We start from the raw sequence: 16,010 nt of genomic DNA on the forward strand, positions 1-16,010 counted from the left end.
GATCACCCTTCCGCAGCGGTCCTGGCCGCGGCGACGACCGCCTGGCCGTAGCTGATGCCGCCGTCACCGGCCGGGACGGCGCTGCCGAGACGCACGTCGAGTCCGGCCGCGGCGAGGGCGACCGGCAACTCGGTGGCAAGGAAGGCGTTGTGCAGACACCCACCGGACAGGCAGACCACACCGATTCCGGTGCGCTCCGCCGCCCGTACGCACATCTCGGTGGTCACCTCGACGACGGCGCGGTGAAAGCCGGCCGCGAGCACCGGCACCGGCTGGTCCCCGGCCGCGAGGGCGGACAGCGTCGGCCCCCAGTCGAAGACCCACCGGCCGTCCATCGTGCGCAAGGCCCAGGGCAGAGCGGGCGAGTCCGGCGCGCGGGAGGCCACCGCCTCCAGCATGACGACGGCCTCACCCTCGTAGCCGGCGTCGTCGCGGATGCCGAGCAGCGCCGCGGCCGCGTCGAACAGCCGGCCGGCGCTGGACGCGGACGGGCAGTTGACGCCCCGGTCCACCATGCGGCGGACGATCCGGGTCTCGGCCGGCGCCAGGCGGGCCAGGAACGCCTCCGGCGCTGTCGTCACCGGAAACTCGCCGCCGTACAGGTAGCCCAGGGCCATCCGCACCGGCCGGCGTACGGCCGCCTCGCCGCCGGGCATCGGCGCCCGGCCGAAGCGACCCAGCCGGCGATAGCCGGTGTAGGTGGCGAGCAGCAGCTCACCGCCCCAGAACGTTCCGTCGTCGCCCCATCCCAGGCCGTCGTAGGCGATGCCGAGGAACGGCGGCCGCAGGTGGTGTTCGGCCGCGCAGGCCACCACATGCGCGTGGTGGTGCTGGACCGGAACCCGGCAGGAGCGGGGTACGGCGTCCCTCGCGTACGCGGTGGAGAGGTAGCCGGGGTGCAGATCGTGGGCCACCAGCTCCGGCGTGAAACGGTGCAACCGGCACAGCTGCTCGCGGGTCGCGGCGAACGCGGCCAGCGCGTCGGCGTCGTCCAGGCTGCCGCCGTGCGGCCCGAGCAGCGCCACGTCACCACGGGCCAGCGTGAACGTGTGCTTGAGCTGGGCGCCGACGGCCAGCACGGGCCGGGTCGCGGGCACCGGTAGCGGCAGGGCCGCTGGGGCGTAGCCGCAGGCCCGGCGAACCGTCCGGAGCCGGCCGCCGGCGACGTGGGCGACCGAGTCGTCGTAGCGGGCCCGGATGGGCCGGTCGTGCAGCAGCAGCCCGTCAGCGACGGCCGGGAGCGTACGGCGGGCCTCGGCGTCGTCGATCACGATCGGTTCGTCGGCGACGTTCCCGCTGGTCACCACCAAGGGCCGGGCCAGCTCACGGCACACCAGGTGGTGCAGCGGCGTGCAGGGCAGGAACACGCCGGTGCGGCCGGTGCCCGGATGCACGCCCGGCGCGAGCGGGCTGTCCGGCACGGCCGCCACGAGCAGGACGGGACGGGCGGCCGAGGTGAGCACCTCGGCCTCGGCCGTGGAGAACTGCCCGAGCTGCCGGGCGGCCACACCATCGGCGACCATGACCGCGAAGGGCTTGCGGGGACGCGCCTTACGGCGGCGCAGCATCGCCACGGCCGCCGCGTCGGTGGCGTCGGCGACCAGCTGGTAGCCGCCGAGGCCCTTGAGCGCCACGATCCCGCCCGCGGCCACGGTCGCCACCGCGGCGGCCAGGGCGTCCGGGCCGGCCGCCCGGACCGGGCCGGACTCCCAGGCCAGTTGCGGACCGCAGCGAGGACAGGCCACCGGCTCGGCATGGAAGCGGCGGTCGGCCGGGTCGTGGTATTCCCGGGCACACTCCTCGCACAGCGGGAACGCCGCCATGGCGGTGCGGGCCCGGTCGTAGGGCAGGTCGTCGACGATCGTGGCCCGGGGGCCGCAGGCCGTGCAGTTGACGAACGGGTAGCAGTACCGGCGATCGGCCGGGTCGAACAGCTCACGGACGCAGTCGTCGCAGGTGGCCAGGTCGGGCGGCAGACCGGCGAAGCCCGGCTCCGCTCGCGCGGCGTCGTCGCTGACCGCGACGGTGAAGCCCGTCCGGGCGGACAGCGCCGGGACCGCCGCGACCGTGATGTCGCCGACGCGGGCGTGCGGCGGCGCGTCGTCCCGCAGCGCACGGGCGAGGCGCTCCAGCTCCGGAGGCGTGGCGGTGAGGTCGATGACGACGTCGCCGTCGACGTTGCGGACCACGCCGTCGAGGCCGAGGCCGGTGGCAACTCGATGCACGAACGGACGGAAGCCGACGCCCTGCACGGTCCCGCGGACCCGGAGCCGCCACGATCCGCGCGTGCCGGTGGTCACGGCCGGCTCACCAGCTCACGGGCGCGGTCGGCGACCGGCAGGACGGCGGCGGCGACCGGTGCGCTCGGTTCCGGACCGAAGCCGAAGTCGTGACCGGCGACCGCGATGATCACGAGCCGGTGCGGCATGCGGCCCAGCGCCCGGCCGAGCGCCACGGTGTCGCCGAATCCGATGTCGTGGGTGCCATGCGACGGGCGACCGGCCGGGTCGACCTCGTCGCCGTCGTCGAGGACCAGCTCGTGCACGCGTCCGGCGTGAACCTGACCGTCCCGGACCGCGTCCACGACCACCGCCAGCTCGGCGCCCGCCCACAGGCTGAGCAGGCCCAGCGACTCCCCGTCGCTGACCCGCAGATCGACGCCGGCCAGGGCCGGGTCGCCGGGCTGCCGGCCGAGGAGGTCGGCGACGACGCGGGGGCCGAGGCCGTCGTCGCGGCGGTACTCGTTGCCGATCCCGATGATCACGCGCCTGCGGTGCCCGTCCATGGTCAGCTCCGATCCAGGTCGAGCTCGAGGAAGTGGGTGGCGCAGGAGATGCACGGGTCGTAGTTGCGGATCGCCTGCTCGCACTGATGGGTCAACCGGTCGTGGTCGAGATCGAGACGTGCGGCGACGAAGCGGCGCAGGTCGTCCTCCACCGATGCCTGGTTCTGCGAGGTCGGCGGCACGATGCGGGCCGAGGTGACCAGGCCGTCGGCGTCGAGGGCGTAGCGATGGAAGAGGATGCCGCGAGGGGCCTCGGTGGCGCCGAAGCCGGTCGCGGCCCGCGGCGGCGCCTCCACGAAGGGGCGCGCGGGCGGCTCGTAGGCGTCGATCAGGTTGATCGCCTCCTCCACCGCCAGCACGGTCTCGACGGCCCGCACGACGATGCTCCGGTACGGGTTGTCACAGCGCGCGCCGAGACCGGCGTCGGTGGCGGCCTGCCGGGCGACCGGGGTGAGCCATTGCTGGTTGAGGGCGTACCGGGCGGCCGGGCCGACCAGGTAGTGACCGCGGCCGGCGAGCCGCGCGTGCAGGGCCGTGGAGTGCGGCACCTGTTCCTCGACGATGTGCTTCTCGAAGTCGCGCACCGGGAAGGTCAGCCCGCCCGTCGTGGCTACGGCGCCCGACTCGATGGCGTACCGGCCGGGACTGACCAGCGCCAGCATCTCGTGCTCGTGGTGGAAGTCGGGGAAGTCGAAGCCGGCGACCCAGCCGACCGTCGCGACCGCCAGGTCCAGCGCGCGCCGCAGGGTCTCCCGCAACGGCGCCAGCTCACGCGGGCTCGGCGCCCGGTAGAAGCCGCCGACGCGGACGTTGACCGGGTGGATCGGCCGGCCGCCGAGCAGCTCGACGATGTCGTTGCCGGCCTTCTTCAGCGCGAGGCCACGCTCGACGAGGTCGCGGTGGTCGGCCGCCATCTCCAGCGCGCCGGGGTAGCCGAGGAAGTCGGGCGCGTGCAGCAGGTAGATGTGCAGCACGTGGCTCTCGACCCACTCGCCGCAGTAGAGCAGCCTGCGCAGCGCGGCCACGGCGGGATCGACCACGATGCCGCAGGCGTCCTCGATCGCCGCGCAGGCGCTCATCTGATAGGCCACCGGACAGATGCCGCAGATGCGGGCGGTGATGTCCGGCGGCTCGGTGTGCGCGCGTCCCCGCAGGAACGCCTCGAAGAAGCGCGGCGGCTCGTAGATCTCCAGCCGTACGTCCTCGACCGCTCCGTCGCGGACGCGCACGTGCATCGCGCCCTCACCCTCCACCCGGGCCAGCGCCCGTACGTCGAGAACGCGCTCCGATCGATGGCTCATCGCCGTCTCCCTCCGGCCGCCCCAGTCCCACGCTAGGGATCGCGGGCCGGACGCGGACGGGTCGAAAGTCCCTTGTGGTGTGGCGGGACGCCTCTGCCCGGTGGATCCACCCCGCGACGATGCTGACGTCATGACAGCGCCGATGTGGATCGACGTGGCGGCCCTCGCGGACCTCTTCGACGCCCTGCACGCCCGGGGTTACACGGTGATGGGACCGATGGTCCGCGACGACGCGGTGGTGATCGGCGAGCTGGATTCGGCCGCCGATCTGCCGTACGGCTGGGACGCCGACACCGAGGCCGGGCACTACCGGCTCCGCGCTCGGACCGACCGGGCCGCGTTCGCCCACAGCGCCGGGCCGCAGTCCTGGAAGAGTGTGCTGCATCCGGCACGGGCCCGGCTGTGGGCGGCCGATCGGACGGCCGACGGCGGCATGACGGCGGCCGAGGAACCGGAGCCACCGCGCTACGCCCTGCTGGGCGTGCGCCCGTGCGACCTGGCCGCGATCGGTGTGCTCGACCGGGTGCTGACCGGCGGCCGGCACACCGACCCGGTCTACGCCGGGCGACGCGACGGCAACCTGGTCATCGCCGTCGACTGCACTGAGCCCGGCGCCGTCTGCTTCTGCACCTCGATGGGCACCGGGCCCGGCGCGGTCTCCGGTTTCGACCTGGCGATGACCGAACGCGTCGACGACGACCGGCACGGCTTCGTGGTGCGGGCCGGCAGCGAGGCCGGCGAAGACGTCCTGTCGGCGCTGCCCGGGGTGCCCGCAAGCGCCGAGCTCGTGGCCGGGGCGGCCGAGGCGGTGGCGGGCGCGGCGAGCCGCATGGGCCGCGCGATGCCGGCCGGCGATCTGCCCGCGCTACTCGCCGAGGCCCGTGAGTCGCCGCACTGGGACGAGGTGGCTGCCCGATGCCTCACCTGCGCCAACTGCACGATGGTGTGCCCCACCTGCTTCTGCACCACCACCGAGGACGTCACCGATCTGACCGGTGACCACGCCGAACGCTGGCGGCGCTGGGACTCGTGCTTCGACCTCGACTTCTCCTATCTGCACGGCGGCAGCGTGCGTACCAGCGGCCAGGCCCGCTACCGCCAGTGGATCACCCACAAGCTGGGCACCTGGACCGAGCAGTTCGGCACCTCCGGCTGCGTCGGCTGCGGGCGGTGCATCGCCTGGTGCCCGGCCGCCATCGACATCACCCGTGAGATGGCGGCGCTGGCCGAGGGGCCGGACCGATGAGCGTGCAGGTGGCCACGCGGCCCACCGAGCCGGTCTTCCCGTGGCCGTTCCGCGTCGTGTCCCGTCGCGACGAGGCGCCCGACACGGTGACCCTGGAGCTGGTGGACGAGTCGGGGCGGTTGGCCGCCTTCGCCCCGGGCCAGTTCGCGATGCTCACCGCGTACGGCATCGGAGAGGTCCCCATCTCGCTGAGCGCGGTGGAGCACTCACCCGGCGGACGCACCCATCGGGTGGTGCATACGGTCCGGGCGGTCGGTGCGGTGACGCGGGCGTTGTGTGACGCCGAGCCGGGCGCGGTGGCCGGTGTACGCGGCCCGTTCGGCACGGCGTGGGACCTGTCCGCCGCCGAGGGCCGCGACGCGGTGATCGTGGCCGGCGGCATCGGCCTGGCCCCGGTACGGCCCATCGTCGACGCGCTGCTGCGCGAGCGCTCCCGGTACGGCGAGATCGTGCTGCTGGCCGGCGCGCGGACACCGCCGGAGCTGCTCTATCCCGGCGACCTGCTGCGGTGGGCGGACGCCGGGGTCCAGGTGGCCGTCACGGTCGACCGGCCGTCGGCCGACTGGACGCAGCACGTCGGGGTGGTCCCGGCGCTGATACCGCGAGCGCGGTTCGTGCCGTCGCGGGCCACCGCGTTCGTGTGCGGCCCCGAGATCATGATGCGCTTCGCCGCCGAGGCGCTCACCGGCCGGGGCGTGCCCGCCGCCCAGGTGCAGATCTCGCTGGAGCGCAACATGCGGTGCGGGACCGGCTGGTGCGGGCACTGCCAGCTCGGGCCCCTGCTGGTGTGCCGGGACGGCCCGGTCGTCGGTTACGACCGCGCCGAGGCCCTGCTCAAGGTCCGGGAGTTGTGATGACGACGCTGGCGGTGTGGAAGTTCGCGTCCTGCGACGGCTGTCAGCTCAGCCTGCTGGACTGCGAGGACGAGTTGCTCGCGGTGGCCGAGAGGGTGCACATCGCGCAGTTCCTGGAGGCGGGTTCGCGGGTCGAGCCCGGCCCCTACGACGTCTCGCTGGTCGAGGGCTCGATCACGACCGCCGAGGACGCCGAGCGGATCCGGCACGTGCGCGAGCAGTCCCGCACCCTGGTGACACTGGGTGCGTGCGCCACCGCCGGCGGGGTGCAGGCTCTGCGCAACTTCGCCGACGTTGACGAGTTCCGGTCCGTGGTGTATGCGCGCCCCGACTACGTGTCCACGCTGGCCACCTCGACCCCCATCGCGGCGCACGTGGACGTCGACTACGAGCTGCACGGCTGCCCGATCGACCGGCGCCAGCTGCTGGAGGTCATCACCGCCCTGCTGGTGGGCCGTAAACCGAACATCCCCGAGCACAGCGTCTGTTTCGAGTGCAAGCAGCGCGGCACCGTCTGCGTCGTGGTCGCGCACGGAACGCCGTGCCTGGGCCCGGTCACGCACGCCGGGTGCGGCGCGCTGTGCCCGGCCTATCGGCGCGGCTGCTACGGCTGCTTCGGCCCGACGGCCCACCCGAACACCGAGGCGGAAGCCGCGCTGCTGCGCGCGACCGGCATGTCGGAGGACGAGATTCGCCGGGCCGCCAGTACTTTCCACGCCGCGGCGCCGGCGTTCATCGAGCTGTCCCAGGTGAGCGCACGGCGGCGATGAGCGCGCTCCGGCCTCGTACCTCTGCACCGGCCCCGCTCTCACGCTCGGCGTCCACCTGCTGCTCGTCGGCCTGAGTGTTGACCCCCCTTGACACACGCACGGTCCGGCGAAGGTGGTGGAGAGCCGGCTATCCACCGTGGACGCCGGCTCCATGATCGGGTTCGGGATGTCCTTCGCTGTCTCGTCACTCGGATGCACGATAGGACCTTCCTCGGCGTGGTCGTCGCCTCCTTCGCCGAGGGGTCACCGGCGCAGGGCGTCGGCCTGTTCGTCGCGTACGCCGGCGGGATGGCGCTGATCGTCGGTTGCGCCGCCCCCGGTGGCAGCCCACGCGCTGCCGTTGGGCTCCTGACCCACTGACGGACGCTCCGGCGCCGGCCCGCGACACCCTCGTGGTCACCGCCCGGCCCCGGACCGGGTTTCTCCACACGCTCTCCATCCCGGTTACACACCATCGCCAGCCCGGCGGCCCACAGTGAAGGAGTCAACAGCAAGCTAGGGAGGAGTCATGATGACCATCACCCGCCGCGCTGCCACCCTGATGGCAGCTGGCACGCTCGGCCTCGGCGGACTGGCGGTCGCGGCCCCGGCACTGGCCGGCAACGGCCCCTTCGGCCCCGGCCCGTCCAGCACCACCATCGCCAACCCCGGCTACGGCATGGGCTCCGGCCACCGCATGGGCTCCGGGTACCGCACCGGCCCCGGCGACGGCGTCTGCGACCGGCTAACGGTCACCGCCCAGCAGGGCACGCTGTCCGCCGCACAGAAGGCCACGCTGGTGGCCATGGCCCAGGAGGAGAAGCTCGCGCACGACCTGTACGCGGTGTTCGCCGCCCGCTATGACGCCGTCGTCTTCGACAACATCGTCCGCGCGGAGAGCCAGCACCAGACCGCGGTCCGCACGCTGCTGCAGCGCTATGGCATCACCGACCCGACGGCGAACCAGCCGGCCGGCGTCTTCACCGACAAGGCCGTGCAGGCCACCTACGACAAGCTGCTCGCACAGGGCCGGCAGAGCCTGGCCGCCGCATTGGCCGCCGGGCAACAAGTGGAACGCGACGACATCGCCGCTCTGAAGGCCGCCGCCACCGGGCTGACCGCGCCGGACGTCAAGCAGGCCTACACCAACTTGCTTGCCGCGTCGCAGCGGCACCTGAACGCCTTCACCCGCTGGGCGACCCGATAACAACCCGGTGGCAGGGCGCCTCTGCCGCCCTGCCACCGGCGAATCGACCGCCCGGCGCGTCTGCGCCGCCCTGAAGGAGCAGGGCGTCGTCGGAGCGGGGCGACTTCCTTCGTCGGGACAGGTCTTTGGTCCTACTGGGTAAGGGCCTTCAGGCGCGGCGTCGCCGCCCGCCGGCGCCGCGCCGGTGCGGGTGACGTGGCGGTCGTCAAGCCCTCGGACGTGCACTAATACCAGCCTCTGTGGACGTTGGTCGGCGCCGGTCAGGTCCCGATCGGCACGGCAGCTCGCCCGGAAGCGGCCGTCATACCCAAGGGCGTTACCTGGATCCGCCACCGCGCCATCGCCGCGACCCCGGAGCGCACACCGTCACCCTGGCCGACGACAGCGCTTGCAGTCGGGAAGAGCGACCAGCCCACGTTGTAGAAGGCGGCGCTCACCGCGCACACCCACAGGGCGAACTTGCCGACGGAACGCCGCGGGCCCGTCACCCGGCTCACGATCATACGGCCGCCGGGCGGCCGCAGTCGCCGGCCAGACGGGCGACCTGCACGACCATGGCCACGAGGCTGCCCGCGATGCCGAGCACCAGCAGGATCCGCGCGAGCATGGCCCAGTCGAAGGAGCCGGTGAAGGCGAACGGGAAGACCTGCCAGAGCCGGATCATGGCCGCCACACCGATGCCGGTGGTCACCAGGCCGCCGAGGTTCACCAGCCACGGCGGATCGTAGGCGACCTGCAGCGCGTTGACCACGACGCCCGCGATCAGGGACGCGTTGATCAGGGTCAGGACGTGGACCGTGCCGGCGGTGAGCACGGGCACCACCGCCCAGCCGGGACTCACGTTGATCAGCCACAGCAGCATCACATTCACCGCGACCGAGATCAGGTAGCCGGCTCGCCGGGCCGCCGCCCCGGGACGGCGGCGCACCGCGGGCCGATGATCGATCGACATCTCCGACTCCCCTCAGGCCCAGGCGGGCGACGCCATCGGCGCGGTCAGCGTCGTCCGCGCGAGTTCGCGCACGAACGCCGAGGGCGACGCGTTGCTGTACCACTGGCGCAGCTGCCGTTCGGCGCCGGTCCCCCGCTCGCTCAGCAGTCTCAGGCTGCGGTCGGCCACCGCACGATCCCCGAGCTCGGCCAGCGCGTCATCTACGTAGGACCGCAACCCGTCGAGCAGCCGGTACTGGGGCACGCGCCGGCCCGTGCGCGGGTCGGTGCCGATCGCGCCCAGACCGGTGTGGGCGGCGGTGGTCAGATCTTCCTCCAGGCCACCGGACCGGTACCGGACGGCGGCGCCGAGCGCCGTCACGACCAGCGCCCGGATCAGAGCCGCGAGCAGCAGCGCCGTGTCGATATCGGGGCAGACGTCGGGCACCCGTACCTCGACGGTCGGGTAGCGCGGCGACAACCGGGTGAGGAAGTACACCGCCCGCTCGTCCAGGGCTGCGCCGGTGGCGATCAGCTCACGGACCGTGGCGTCATAGCCGGCGCTGTCCGACCAGCGCCGCGGCGGCCGGGCCGTCGGCCACCGGCTGAGCAGGGCGAAGCGACGGCTGTGCCATCCGGAGGCCCGCCCGGAGCTGATCGCCGAGTTCACGCTGGCCGCGAGGAACGTCGCCAGCCACGGGCGGACGGCGTCGAGCACCCGGACACCGGCCTCCCGGGAGGGCACGGCGACGTGCACATGACACGCGCAGGTCCCGGACATGGCGGTCTCGACCGGATAGCGGCGGGCCAGTTCGAGATAGCGCGGGTCGTCGGTAAGAAAGGCGAGACCGGGATTCGAGTACGGCGTGACACCGCACGCCACCAGCCGGGAGCCCTCTTCGGCGGCCGCCACCGCGAGGTCGCGCCGCATTCGCCACAGCTGGTCACTCACCTCGGCCAGGTCCCGGCACACTCCGGTCGCCGCCTCGATCTGATAGCGCATCAGCTCCGCCCGCGGCCCGGGCCGGCCGGCCAACCGGTCCAGCACCGCCGCCGCGACCGGCAGCGGTCGCCCGGTGCCGGGGTCGAGCAGAAGAAGCTCCTCCTCGACGCCGATCGTCGGCAGTGCGCTGGTCGCATCCATGGCCGGGCCTCGCGATCATGCTTGGTCAGTGGCGCTCCTTCTCACTCTGTGCGTCGCGCCGCCGGTCCGGCAGGGCCGAACGTCCCGGCTCGTGCGGCACCGAAACCGCTTCGGCCCGCCAGATCCGCGCCAGGTAGTCGGCCACGGTGCGGTCGGCCGAGAAGAACCCGCTGTACGCGATGTTGCGGATCGTCATGGCCGTCCACCGGGCCTGGTGCCGCCAGGCGAAACCGCTTGATGTGCACGTCGCACACGCGTCGGGGACGTCCTGCGGACTGGCCGACCCCATGGTCGTGCCACGCTCGAAATAGTGATTGCTGATCAGATCCCGCTCGAAATCCGACTCGGTCGTGCCGATCGGGCGCAAGGCCGCGCCGCCAGAACGATTCCTGGGTCAGCCTGCGTGCCGGAAGGCCGTTGTGGGAGGGTCTTTGGTCCGGCCGCCCGGCTCCAGGACCGCGGACCTTCGGCCGTGTCGTCACGCCGGTGGTCGCCGCCACATTGGAGAGGTACATCGCTGAGAGGGAGGCGAAGGTGGACAGTGGGCGACACGACCTGACGCAGCCGCCAGATCTCGGCCTGGACCAGGAACGCAGCGGGCCGGCGCGTACTCGACGGCCGGTCTATCTTGACCTGCTGCCGCCCTGCAACGCCGGGTGCCCGGCCGGGGAGAACATCCAGGCGTGGCTGGCCCTCACGCGGGCCGGAGACCACGAGCGCGCCTGGCGGACCCTGGTGGCCGACAACCCGATGCCGGCGGTCCACGGCCGGGTCTGCTATCACCCCTGCGAGAGCGTCTGCAACCGCGCCGAGCTGGACAGCGCGGTGTCCATCCACGGCGTCGAGCGGTTCCTCGGCGACCTTGCCATCGAGAAGGGCTGGGCGTTCGATCCGCCGGCGGCGCCGAGCGGACGGCGCGTCCTGGTGGTCGGGGCCGGCCCCAGCGGGCTGTCGGCCGCCTACCACCTCGCGCGCCGGGGCCACCGGGTGGAGATCCGCGACGCCGGAGCGGAGCCGGGCGGCATGATGCGCTACGGCATCCCCGCGTACCGGCTGCCTCGCGCCGTCCTCACCGCCGAGATCGACCGCATCCGCGCGCTCGGTGTCACCATCGTCGGCGATCATCCGGTGCACGACCTGGCCGCCGAGCGCCGCGACGGGCGCTTCGACGCGGTCTTCGTCGCGGTCGGCGCGCACCTGTCGAAGCGGGTCGACATCCCGGCCCGGGAGGCCGGGCGCATCCTGGACGCGGTCGGGCTGCTGCGCAGCGTCGCGGCCGGTGAACGGCCGGCCATCGGACGCCGGGTCGCCGTCTACGGCGGCGGCAACACCGCCATGGACGCGGCCCGGGTCGCCAAGCGGCTCGGCGCCGAGGAGGCGCTGATCGTCTACCGGCGGACCCGGGCCCAGATGCCGGCCCACCCGGAGGAGGCCGACGAGGCCGAACGCGAGGGGGTGCGGATCAACTGGCTGCGCACCATCCAGGCGTTCGACGGTCCCGACCTGACCGTCGAGGTCATGGACCTGGACGGGAGCGGACGGCCGGTGCCCACCGGACGCACCGAGACGCTGGCCGCCGACACCGTCGTGCTCGCCCTCGGGCAGCGCGCCGACACCGCGTTCCTGCGCGACGTGCCCGGCGTGACGTTCACCGAGGACGGCACTGTGGTCGTATCGCCGGCGATGATGACCGGCTGCCCGGGCGTCTTCGCCGGCGGCGACATGGTGCCGGCCGAGCGCACCGTCACCGTGGGCGTGGGCCACGGCAAGGCCGCCGCCCAGCACATCGATGCCTACCTGCGCGGCGAACCGGTCGGCGAACCGGCCCGGCCACCCACCGCCGGCTTCGGCGACCTCCACCCGTGGTATTTCGGCGACGCCGGCCGCCGGGCACAGCCGGAGCGGGAGCCGGCCACCCGCACCGGAGACTTCAGCGAGGTGGTCGGCGGGCTGGACCGGGCCGCCGCCGCCTTCGAGGCGCAACGCTGCCTGTCCTGCGGCACCTGCTTCGAATGTGACGGCTGCCTCGGCGCTTGTCCCGAGCACGCAGTCATCAAGATCGGCCCGGGTGAGCGCTACCGCTTCGACTACGACCTGTGCACCGGCTGCGCAACCTGCTTCGACCAGTGCCCGGTGCACGCCATCACGATGATCCCGGAGCCGTCATGAGCCGCATCACTGTGGACGGGAACGAGGCCGCCGCCTCCGTGGCGTACCGGCTCAACGAGGTCTGCTGCATCTATCCGATCACGCCGTCGTCGGCGATGGCCGAGCACGCCGACGAGTGGTCGGCGGCCGGCCGGACGAACATCTGGGGCTCGGTCCCGGCCGTGGTCGAGATGCAGAGCGAAGGCGGCGCGGCCGGCGCGGTGCACGGCGCCCTGCAAAGCGGCGCCCTGACCACGACGTTCACGGCGTCACAGGGCCTGCTGCTGATGATCCCCAACATGTACAAGATCGCCGGCGAGCTGACCCCGGCAGTGTTCCACGTGGCCGCCCGTTCGTTGGCCGCGCAGGGGCTGTCCATCTTCGGTGACCACTCCGACGTGATGGCCGTACGCGCCACCGGGTTCGCCCTGCTGGCCTCGGGCTCGGTGCAGGAGGCGCACGACCTGGCTCTGGTGGCGCAGCTGGCCACGCTGCGCACTCGCGTGCCGTTCCTGCACTTCTTCGACGGTTTCCGCACCTCGCACGAGCTGACCACGATCGAGCAGCTGACCGACGACGACCTGCGCGCGCTGGTGCCGGCCGAGTTGGTCCGCGCGCACCGCGGCCGGTCGCTGTCGCCCGAGCACCCGTTCATCCGCGGCACCGCCCAGAACCCGGACGTCTACTTCCAGGGCCGGGAGACCGTCAACCCGTTCTACGCCCGGGTGCCGGACGAGGTGCGGACCGCCCTCACCGCGTTCGGCGAGCGCACCGGGCGCCACTACGACCTCGTCGAGTACGCCGGGGACCCGGCCGCCGAGCGGGTGCTCGTACTGATGGGCTCGGGCGCGCAGACCGCCCGCGAGACCGTGCGGCACCTGGCCGCGGCCGGTGAGCGGGTCGGCGTACTCCAGATCCGGCTCTACCGGCCGTTCCCGGCCGCCGCCGTGGCCGCCGTCCTTCCACCCAGCGCGACCCGGATCGCCGTGCTCGACCGCACCAAGGAGCCCGGCTCGCACGGCGAACCGCTCTTCCTCGACGTGCTGGCCGCCCTGGCCGAGAGCGGGCGCGACCGGATGCCACTGGTGATCGGCGGGCGGTACGGGCTGGGCTCCAAGGAGTTCACCCCGGCGATGGTGGCCGGAGTGCTCGACGAACTGGCCCAGCAGCGGCCGCGGCCCCGGTTCACCGTCGGCATCGTCGACGACGTCTCCGGCACCAGCCTGCCCTACGGCGAGCTGGATATCGAGCCGCCCGGCACCACCCGGGCCCTGTTCTACGGCCTCGGCTCGGACGGCACGGTCGGCGCCAACAAGAACACCATCAAGATCCTCGGATCCGATCCGGCCGTGCACGCCCAGGGCTATTTCGTCATCGACTCGAAGAAGTCCGGCTCGATGACGGTGTCGCACCTGCGTTTCGGGTCCACGCCGATCCGAGCGCCGTATCTGATCTCCCGGGCCGGCTTCGTCGGCTGCCACCACCTGCCCCTGCTCGACCGGGCGGACGTACTGGACCGGGCCGACGACAACGCGACGCTGCTGCTCAACTGCCCGCGACCGCAGCAGGTGTGGGAAGAGCTGTCGGTCGAGGCGCAGCGGCAGATCATCGGCAAGGGCCTGACCGTGTACGCCATCGACGCCGACCGCATCGCGACGGAGACCGGGCTTCCTGGGCGTACCAACGTGATCCTCCAGACCTGTTTCTTCGCGATCTCCGGGGTGCTGCCGCGGGACGTCGCCATCGCCCGGATCAAAACGGCGATCGAGCAGACGTACGCACGGCGCGGCGCCGAGGTGGTGGCCCGCAACAAGGCGGCCGTCGACGCCACCTTAAGCGCCCTGCACCGGGTCGCCGTGCCGGACCGAGTGACCGCCACCCGGCACCGCCCGCCGCCGGTGCCGGCCACAGCGCCGCCGTTCGTCCGCGCGGTCACCGGCGTCATGCTGGCCGGGCACGGCGACGACCTGCCGGTCAGCGCGCTGCCGGTGGACGGCACCTATCCGAGCGGGACCACCGCCTACGAGAAGCGCAACATCGCCGACCTGGTCGCGGTCTGGGACCCGCAACTGTGCATCCAGTGCGGCACGTGCGGCTTCGTGTGCCCGCACAGCGTGATCCGGTCGGCGTTCTACGACCTCAAGACGCTCGCCGGGGCCCCGCACGGGTTCCCGTCGGCGCCGCTGAACGCTCGCGGGCTGCCCGAATCGGGCTTCACCCTCGAGGTCTACCTGGAGGACTGCACCGGCTGCGGGCTGTGCGTCGAGGCCTGCCCGATCACCGCGCCGGGCGAGCCGGACCGCAAGGCGATCAACCTGGAGCCACGCGAGCCACGCCTCGAGCAGGGCCGCGCCGACATCGCCTTTTTCGAGACGCTGCCGGTCGCCGACCGGTCCCGCGTCGACTTCGGCACCGTGCGGGGCGCGCAGTTCCTCCAGCCGCTGTTCGAGTTCTCGATGGCCTGTGCCGGTTGCGGCGAGACGCCCTACCTGAAGCTGCTCTCGCAGTTGTTCGGCGACCGGCTGATGGTGGCCAACGCGACCGGATGCTCGTCGATCTACGGTGGCAACCTGCCGACCACGCCGTGGACCCGCAACGCCGAAGGCCGCGGACCGGCCTGGTCGAACTCCCTGTTCGAGGACGACGCCGAGTTCGGGCTGGGCTTCCGGCTGGCCGCCGACCTGCACCATCGGCTCGCCACCGACAGCCTGCGACAGTTGCGGGATCACCTCGGCGCCGATCTGGTCGACCAGGTGCTCGACGCGCCGCAGCGCCGGGAGTCGGAGTTCGCCGCCCAGCGCGACCGGCTGGCCGAGATCAGGCGGCGCCTCGACGCCCGTGCGCCGGACGACCCGGCCGCCGCCGACCTGCGCAGCGTTCTGGATCATCTGGTCCGGCGCAGCGTGTGGATCGTCGGCGGGGACGGGTGGGCGTACGACATCGGCGCGGCCGGCCTCGACCACGTGCTGGCCGGCGGACGCGACGTCAACGTGCTGGTGCTGGACACCGAGGTGTACTCCAATACCGGCGGTCAGATGTCCAAGGCGACGCCCCTGTCGGCGGTGGCCCGGTTCGCCGCGGCCGGCAAGGTCACCCCGAAGAAGGACCTCGCGTTGCAGGCGATCGCGTACGGCAACGTGTACGTCGCCCGGATCGCGATGGGCGCCGACCCGCAGCAGACCCTCACCGCTCTGCGGGAGGCGGAGGCTTACGACGGCCCGTCGCTGGTGATCGCGTACGCCCACTGCATCGCCCACGGCATCGACATGCGCGACGGGCTGGACCAGCAGCACCGAGCCGTGCGCACCGGCTACTGGCCGCTGATGCGCTACGACCCGGTGCTGCGCGCGGCCGGCCACAACCCGTTCCTGCTCGACTCGCCCCGCCCCCGCGGGCGCCTGTCCGACTACACCGACCGTGAGCTGCGCTTCCGCCGGCTGCACGACACCGACCCGGTCGAGGCGGACAGGCTGGCCCGGCTCGCGCAGGAGGAGGTCGACCGGCGCTGGCAGGTCTACGAGGAGATGGCGACGCGAGGTCCCGAGCACTTCCCGCCCGACGCGCGTCCCGCCGCCACCGGGGTACGGGACTTCCGGCCCTGACGCCGGCCCCCGCCGCGGTACCACGATGGGTCCGGAGGCGAGGA

The 16,010-nt window shown here is 72.9% G+C and carries 13 protein-coding genes; 7 read left to right on the forward strand and 6 right to left on the reverse strand.

Features of this window, described 5'->3' with window-relative positions; genetic code table 11:
• Positions 1 to 2: 2 nt before the first annotated feature.
• The 3 genes from hypF to ACGFIO_RS37290 are packed head-to-tail and all read right to left on the reverse strand — an operon-like array spanning position 3 to position 4,086.
• Positions 3 to 2,300, reverse strand: a complete 2,298-nt coding sequence (hypF, locus tag ACGFIO_RS37280) for a carbamoyltransferase HypF (protein WP_392834202.1) — start codon at positions 2,298 to 2,300, stop codon at positions 3 to 5.
• On the reverse strand, positions 2,297 to 2,764 hold the full coding sequence (locus tag ACGFIO_RS37285) for a hydrogenase maturation protease (RefSeq protein ID WP_392834204.1): 468 nt from the start codon (positions 2,762 to 2,764) through the stop codon (positions 2,297 to 2,299). Before ACGFIO_RS37285 ends, hypF begins: the two co-directional genes overlap by 4 nt.
• A 23-nt stretch (positions 2,765 to 2,787) precedes the next feature.
• Positions 2,788 to 4,086 (reverse strand): Ni/Fe hydrogenase subunit alpha, encoded by a 1,299-nt coding sequence (locus ACGFIO_RS37290; protein ID WP_392834207.1) that lies wholly within the window; start codon positions 4,084 to 4,086, stop codon positions 2,788 to 2,790.
• 130 nt (positions 4,087 to 4,216) lie between these two features.
• Between ACGFIO_RS37290 and ACGFIO_RS37295 the strand changes: the two genes are divergently transcribed.
• The 5 genes from ACGFIO_RS37295 (at position 4,217) to ACGFIO_RS37315 (ending at position 8,142) form a co-directional block, all read left to right on the forward strand.
• A complete protein-coding gene (locus ACGFIO_RS37295; protein ID WP_392834209.1) occupies positions 4,217 to 5,332 on the forward strand; it encodes a 4Fe-4S dicluster domain-containing protein in 1,116 nt (371 codons plus the stop codon).
• Positions 5,329 to 6,186, forward strand: a complete 858-nt coding sequence (locus tag ACGFIO_RS37300; RefSeq protein WP_392834211.1) for an FAD/NAD(P)-binding protein — start codon at positions 5,329 to 5,331, stop codon at positions 6,184 to 6,186. Before ACGFIO_RS37295 ends, ACGFIO_RS37300 begins: the two co-directional genes overlap by 4 nt.
• A complete protein-coding gene (locus ACGFIO_RS37305) occupies positions 6,186 to 6,956 on the forward strand; it encodes an oxidoreductase (protein WP_392834214.1) in 771 nt (256 codons plus the stop codon). The genes ACGFIO_RS37300 and ACGFIO_RS37305 overlap by 1 nt, the downstream gene beginning before the upstream one ends.
• A 192-nt stretch (positions 6,957 to 7,148) precedes the next feature.
• Entirely contained in the window at positions 7,149 to 7,316 is a 168-nt protein-coding gene (locus ACGFIO_RS37310) for a hypothetical protein (RefSeq protein WP_392834216.1), read from the forward strand.
• Between the two features lie 148 nt (positions 7,317 to 7,464).
• Positions 7,465 to 8,142, forward strand: a complete 678-nt coding sequence (locus ACGFIO_RS37315) for a DUF2202 domain-containing protein (RefSeq protein WP_392834218.1) — start codon at positions 7,465 to 7,467, stop codon at positions 8,140 to 8,142.
• A 499-nt stretch (positions 8,143 to 8,641) separates the two neighbouring features.
• On the opposite strand, the gene ACGFIO_RS37320 is transcribed toward ACGFIO_RS37315, so the two are convergent.
• The 3 genes from ACGFIO_RS37320 to ACGFIO_RS37330 are packed head-to-tail and all read right to left on the reverse strand — an operon-like array spanning position 8,642 to position 10,583.
• On the reverse strand, positions 8,642 to 9,094 hold the full coding sequence (locus tag ACGFIO_RS37320; RefSeq protein ID WP_392834221.1) for a hypothetical protein: 453 nt from the start codon (positions 9,092 to 9,094) through the stop codon (positions 8,642 to 8,644).
• A 12-nt stretch (positions 9,095 to 9,106) separates the two neighbouring features.
• Positions 9,107 to 10,216, reverse strand: coding sequence for a YbdK family carboxylate-amine ligase (locus ACGFIO_RS37325; protein WP_392834223.1), 1,110 nt, complete (start codon positions 10,214 to 10,216; stop codon positions 9,107 to 9,109).
• Positions 10,217 to 10,241: 25 nt separating this feature from the next.
• On the reverse strand, positions 10,242 to 10,583 hold the full coding sequence (locus ACGFIO_RS37330; RefSeq protein ID WP_392834226.1) for a glycogen/starch/alpha-glucan phosphorylase: 342 nt from the start codon (positions 10,581 to 10,583) through the stop codon (positions 10,242 to 10,244).
• 167 nt (positions 10,584 to 10,750) lie between these two features.
• Here ACGFIO_RS37330 and ACGFIO_RS37335 point away from each other — a divergent pair, with 167 nt between their 5' ends.
• Together ACGFIO_RS37335 and nifJ are read left to right on the forward strand one after the other, a co-directional pair.
• Positions 10,751 to 12,385 (forward strand): NAD(P)-binding protein, encoded by a 1,635-nt coding sequence (locus tag ACGFIO_RS37335; RefSeq protein WP_392834228.1) that lies wholly within the window; start codon positions 10,751 to 10,753, stop codon positions 12,383 to 12,385.
• Positions 12,382 to 15,966 carry a pyruvate:ferredoxin (flavodoxin) oxidoreductase gene (nifJ, locus tag ACGFIO_RS37340; protein WP_392834229.1) on the forward strand — a complete coding sequence of 1,195 codons (3,585 nt, stop codon included), beginning with the start codon at positions 12,382 to 12,384 and terminating at the stop codon, positions 15,964 to 15,966. Before ACGFIO_RS37335 ends, nifJ begins: the two co-directional genes overlap by 4 nt.
• The last annotated feature ends 44 nt before the right edge of the window (positions 15,967 to 16,010 follow it).

Origin of the sequence: Actinoplanes sp. NPDC049265 (assembly GCF_043197135.1) — a bacterium.
Taxonomy (GTDB): domain Bacteria; phylum Actinomycetota; class Actinomycetes; order Mycobacteriales; family Micromonosporaceae; genus Actinoplanes.

What these genes read in the sequence shown, in the direction of transcription:
- ACGFIO_RS37290 (WP_392834207.1), bottom strand. Translation starts at nt 4,086, where the DNA reads ATGAGCCATCGATCGGAGCGCGTTCTCGACGTACGGGCGCTGGCCCGG.
- ACGFIO_RS37295 (WP_392834209.1), top strand. Translation starts at nt 4,217, where the DNA reads ATGACAGCGCCGATGTGGATCGACGTGGCGGCCCTCGCGGACCTCTTC.
- ACGFIO_RS37300 (WP_392834211.1), top strand. Translation starts at nt 5,329, where the DNA reads ATGAGCGTGCAGGTGGCCACGCGGCCCACCGAGCCGGTCTTCCCGTGG.
- ACGFIO_RS37305 (WP_392834214.1), top strand. Translation starts at nt 6,186, where the DNA reads ATGACGACGCTGGCGGTGTGGAAGTTCGCGTCCTGCGACGGCTGTCAG.
- ACGFIO_RS37310 (WP_392834216.1), top strand. Translation starts at nt 7,149, where the DNA reads ATGCACGATAGGACCTTCCTCGGCGTGGTCGTCGCCTCCTTCGCCGAG.
- ACGFIO_RS37315 (WP_392834218.1), top strand. Translation starts at nt 7,465, where the DNA reads ATGATGACCATCACCCGCCGCGCTGCCACCCTGATGGCAGCTGGCACG.
- ACGFIO_RS37320 (WP_392834221.1), bottom strand. Translation starts at nt 9,094, where the DNA reads ATGTCGATCGATCATCGGCCCGCGGTGCGCCGCCGTCCCGGGGCGGCG.
- ACGFIO_RS37325 (WP_392834223.1), bottom strand. Translation starts at nt 10,216, where the DNA reads ATGGATGCGACCAGCGCACTGCCGACGATCGGCGTCGAGGAGGAGCTT.
- nifJ (WP_392834229.1), top strand. Translation starts at nt 12,382, where the DNA reads ATGAGCCGCATCACTGTGGACGGGAACGAGGCCGCCGCCTCCGTGGCG.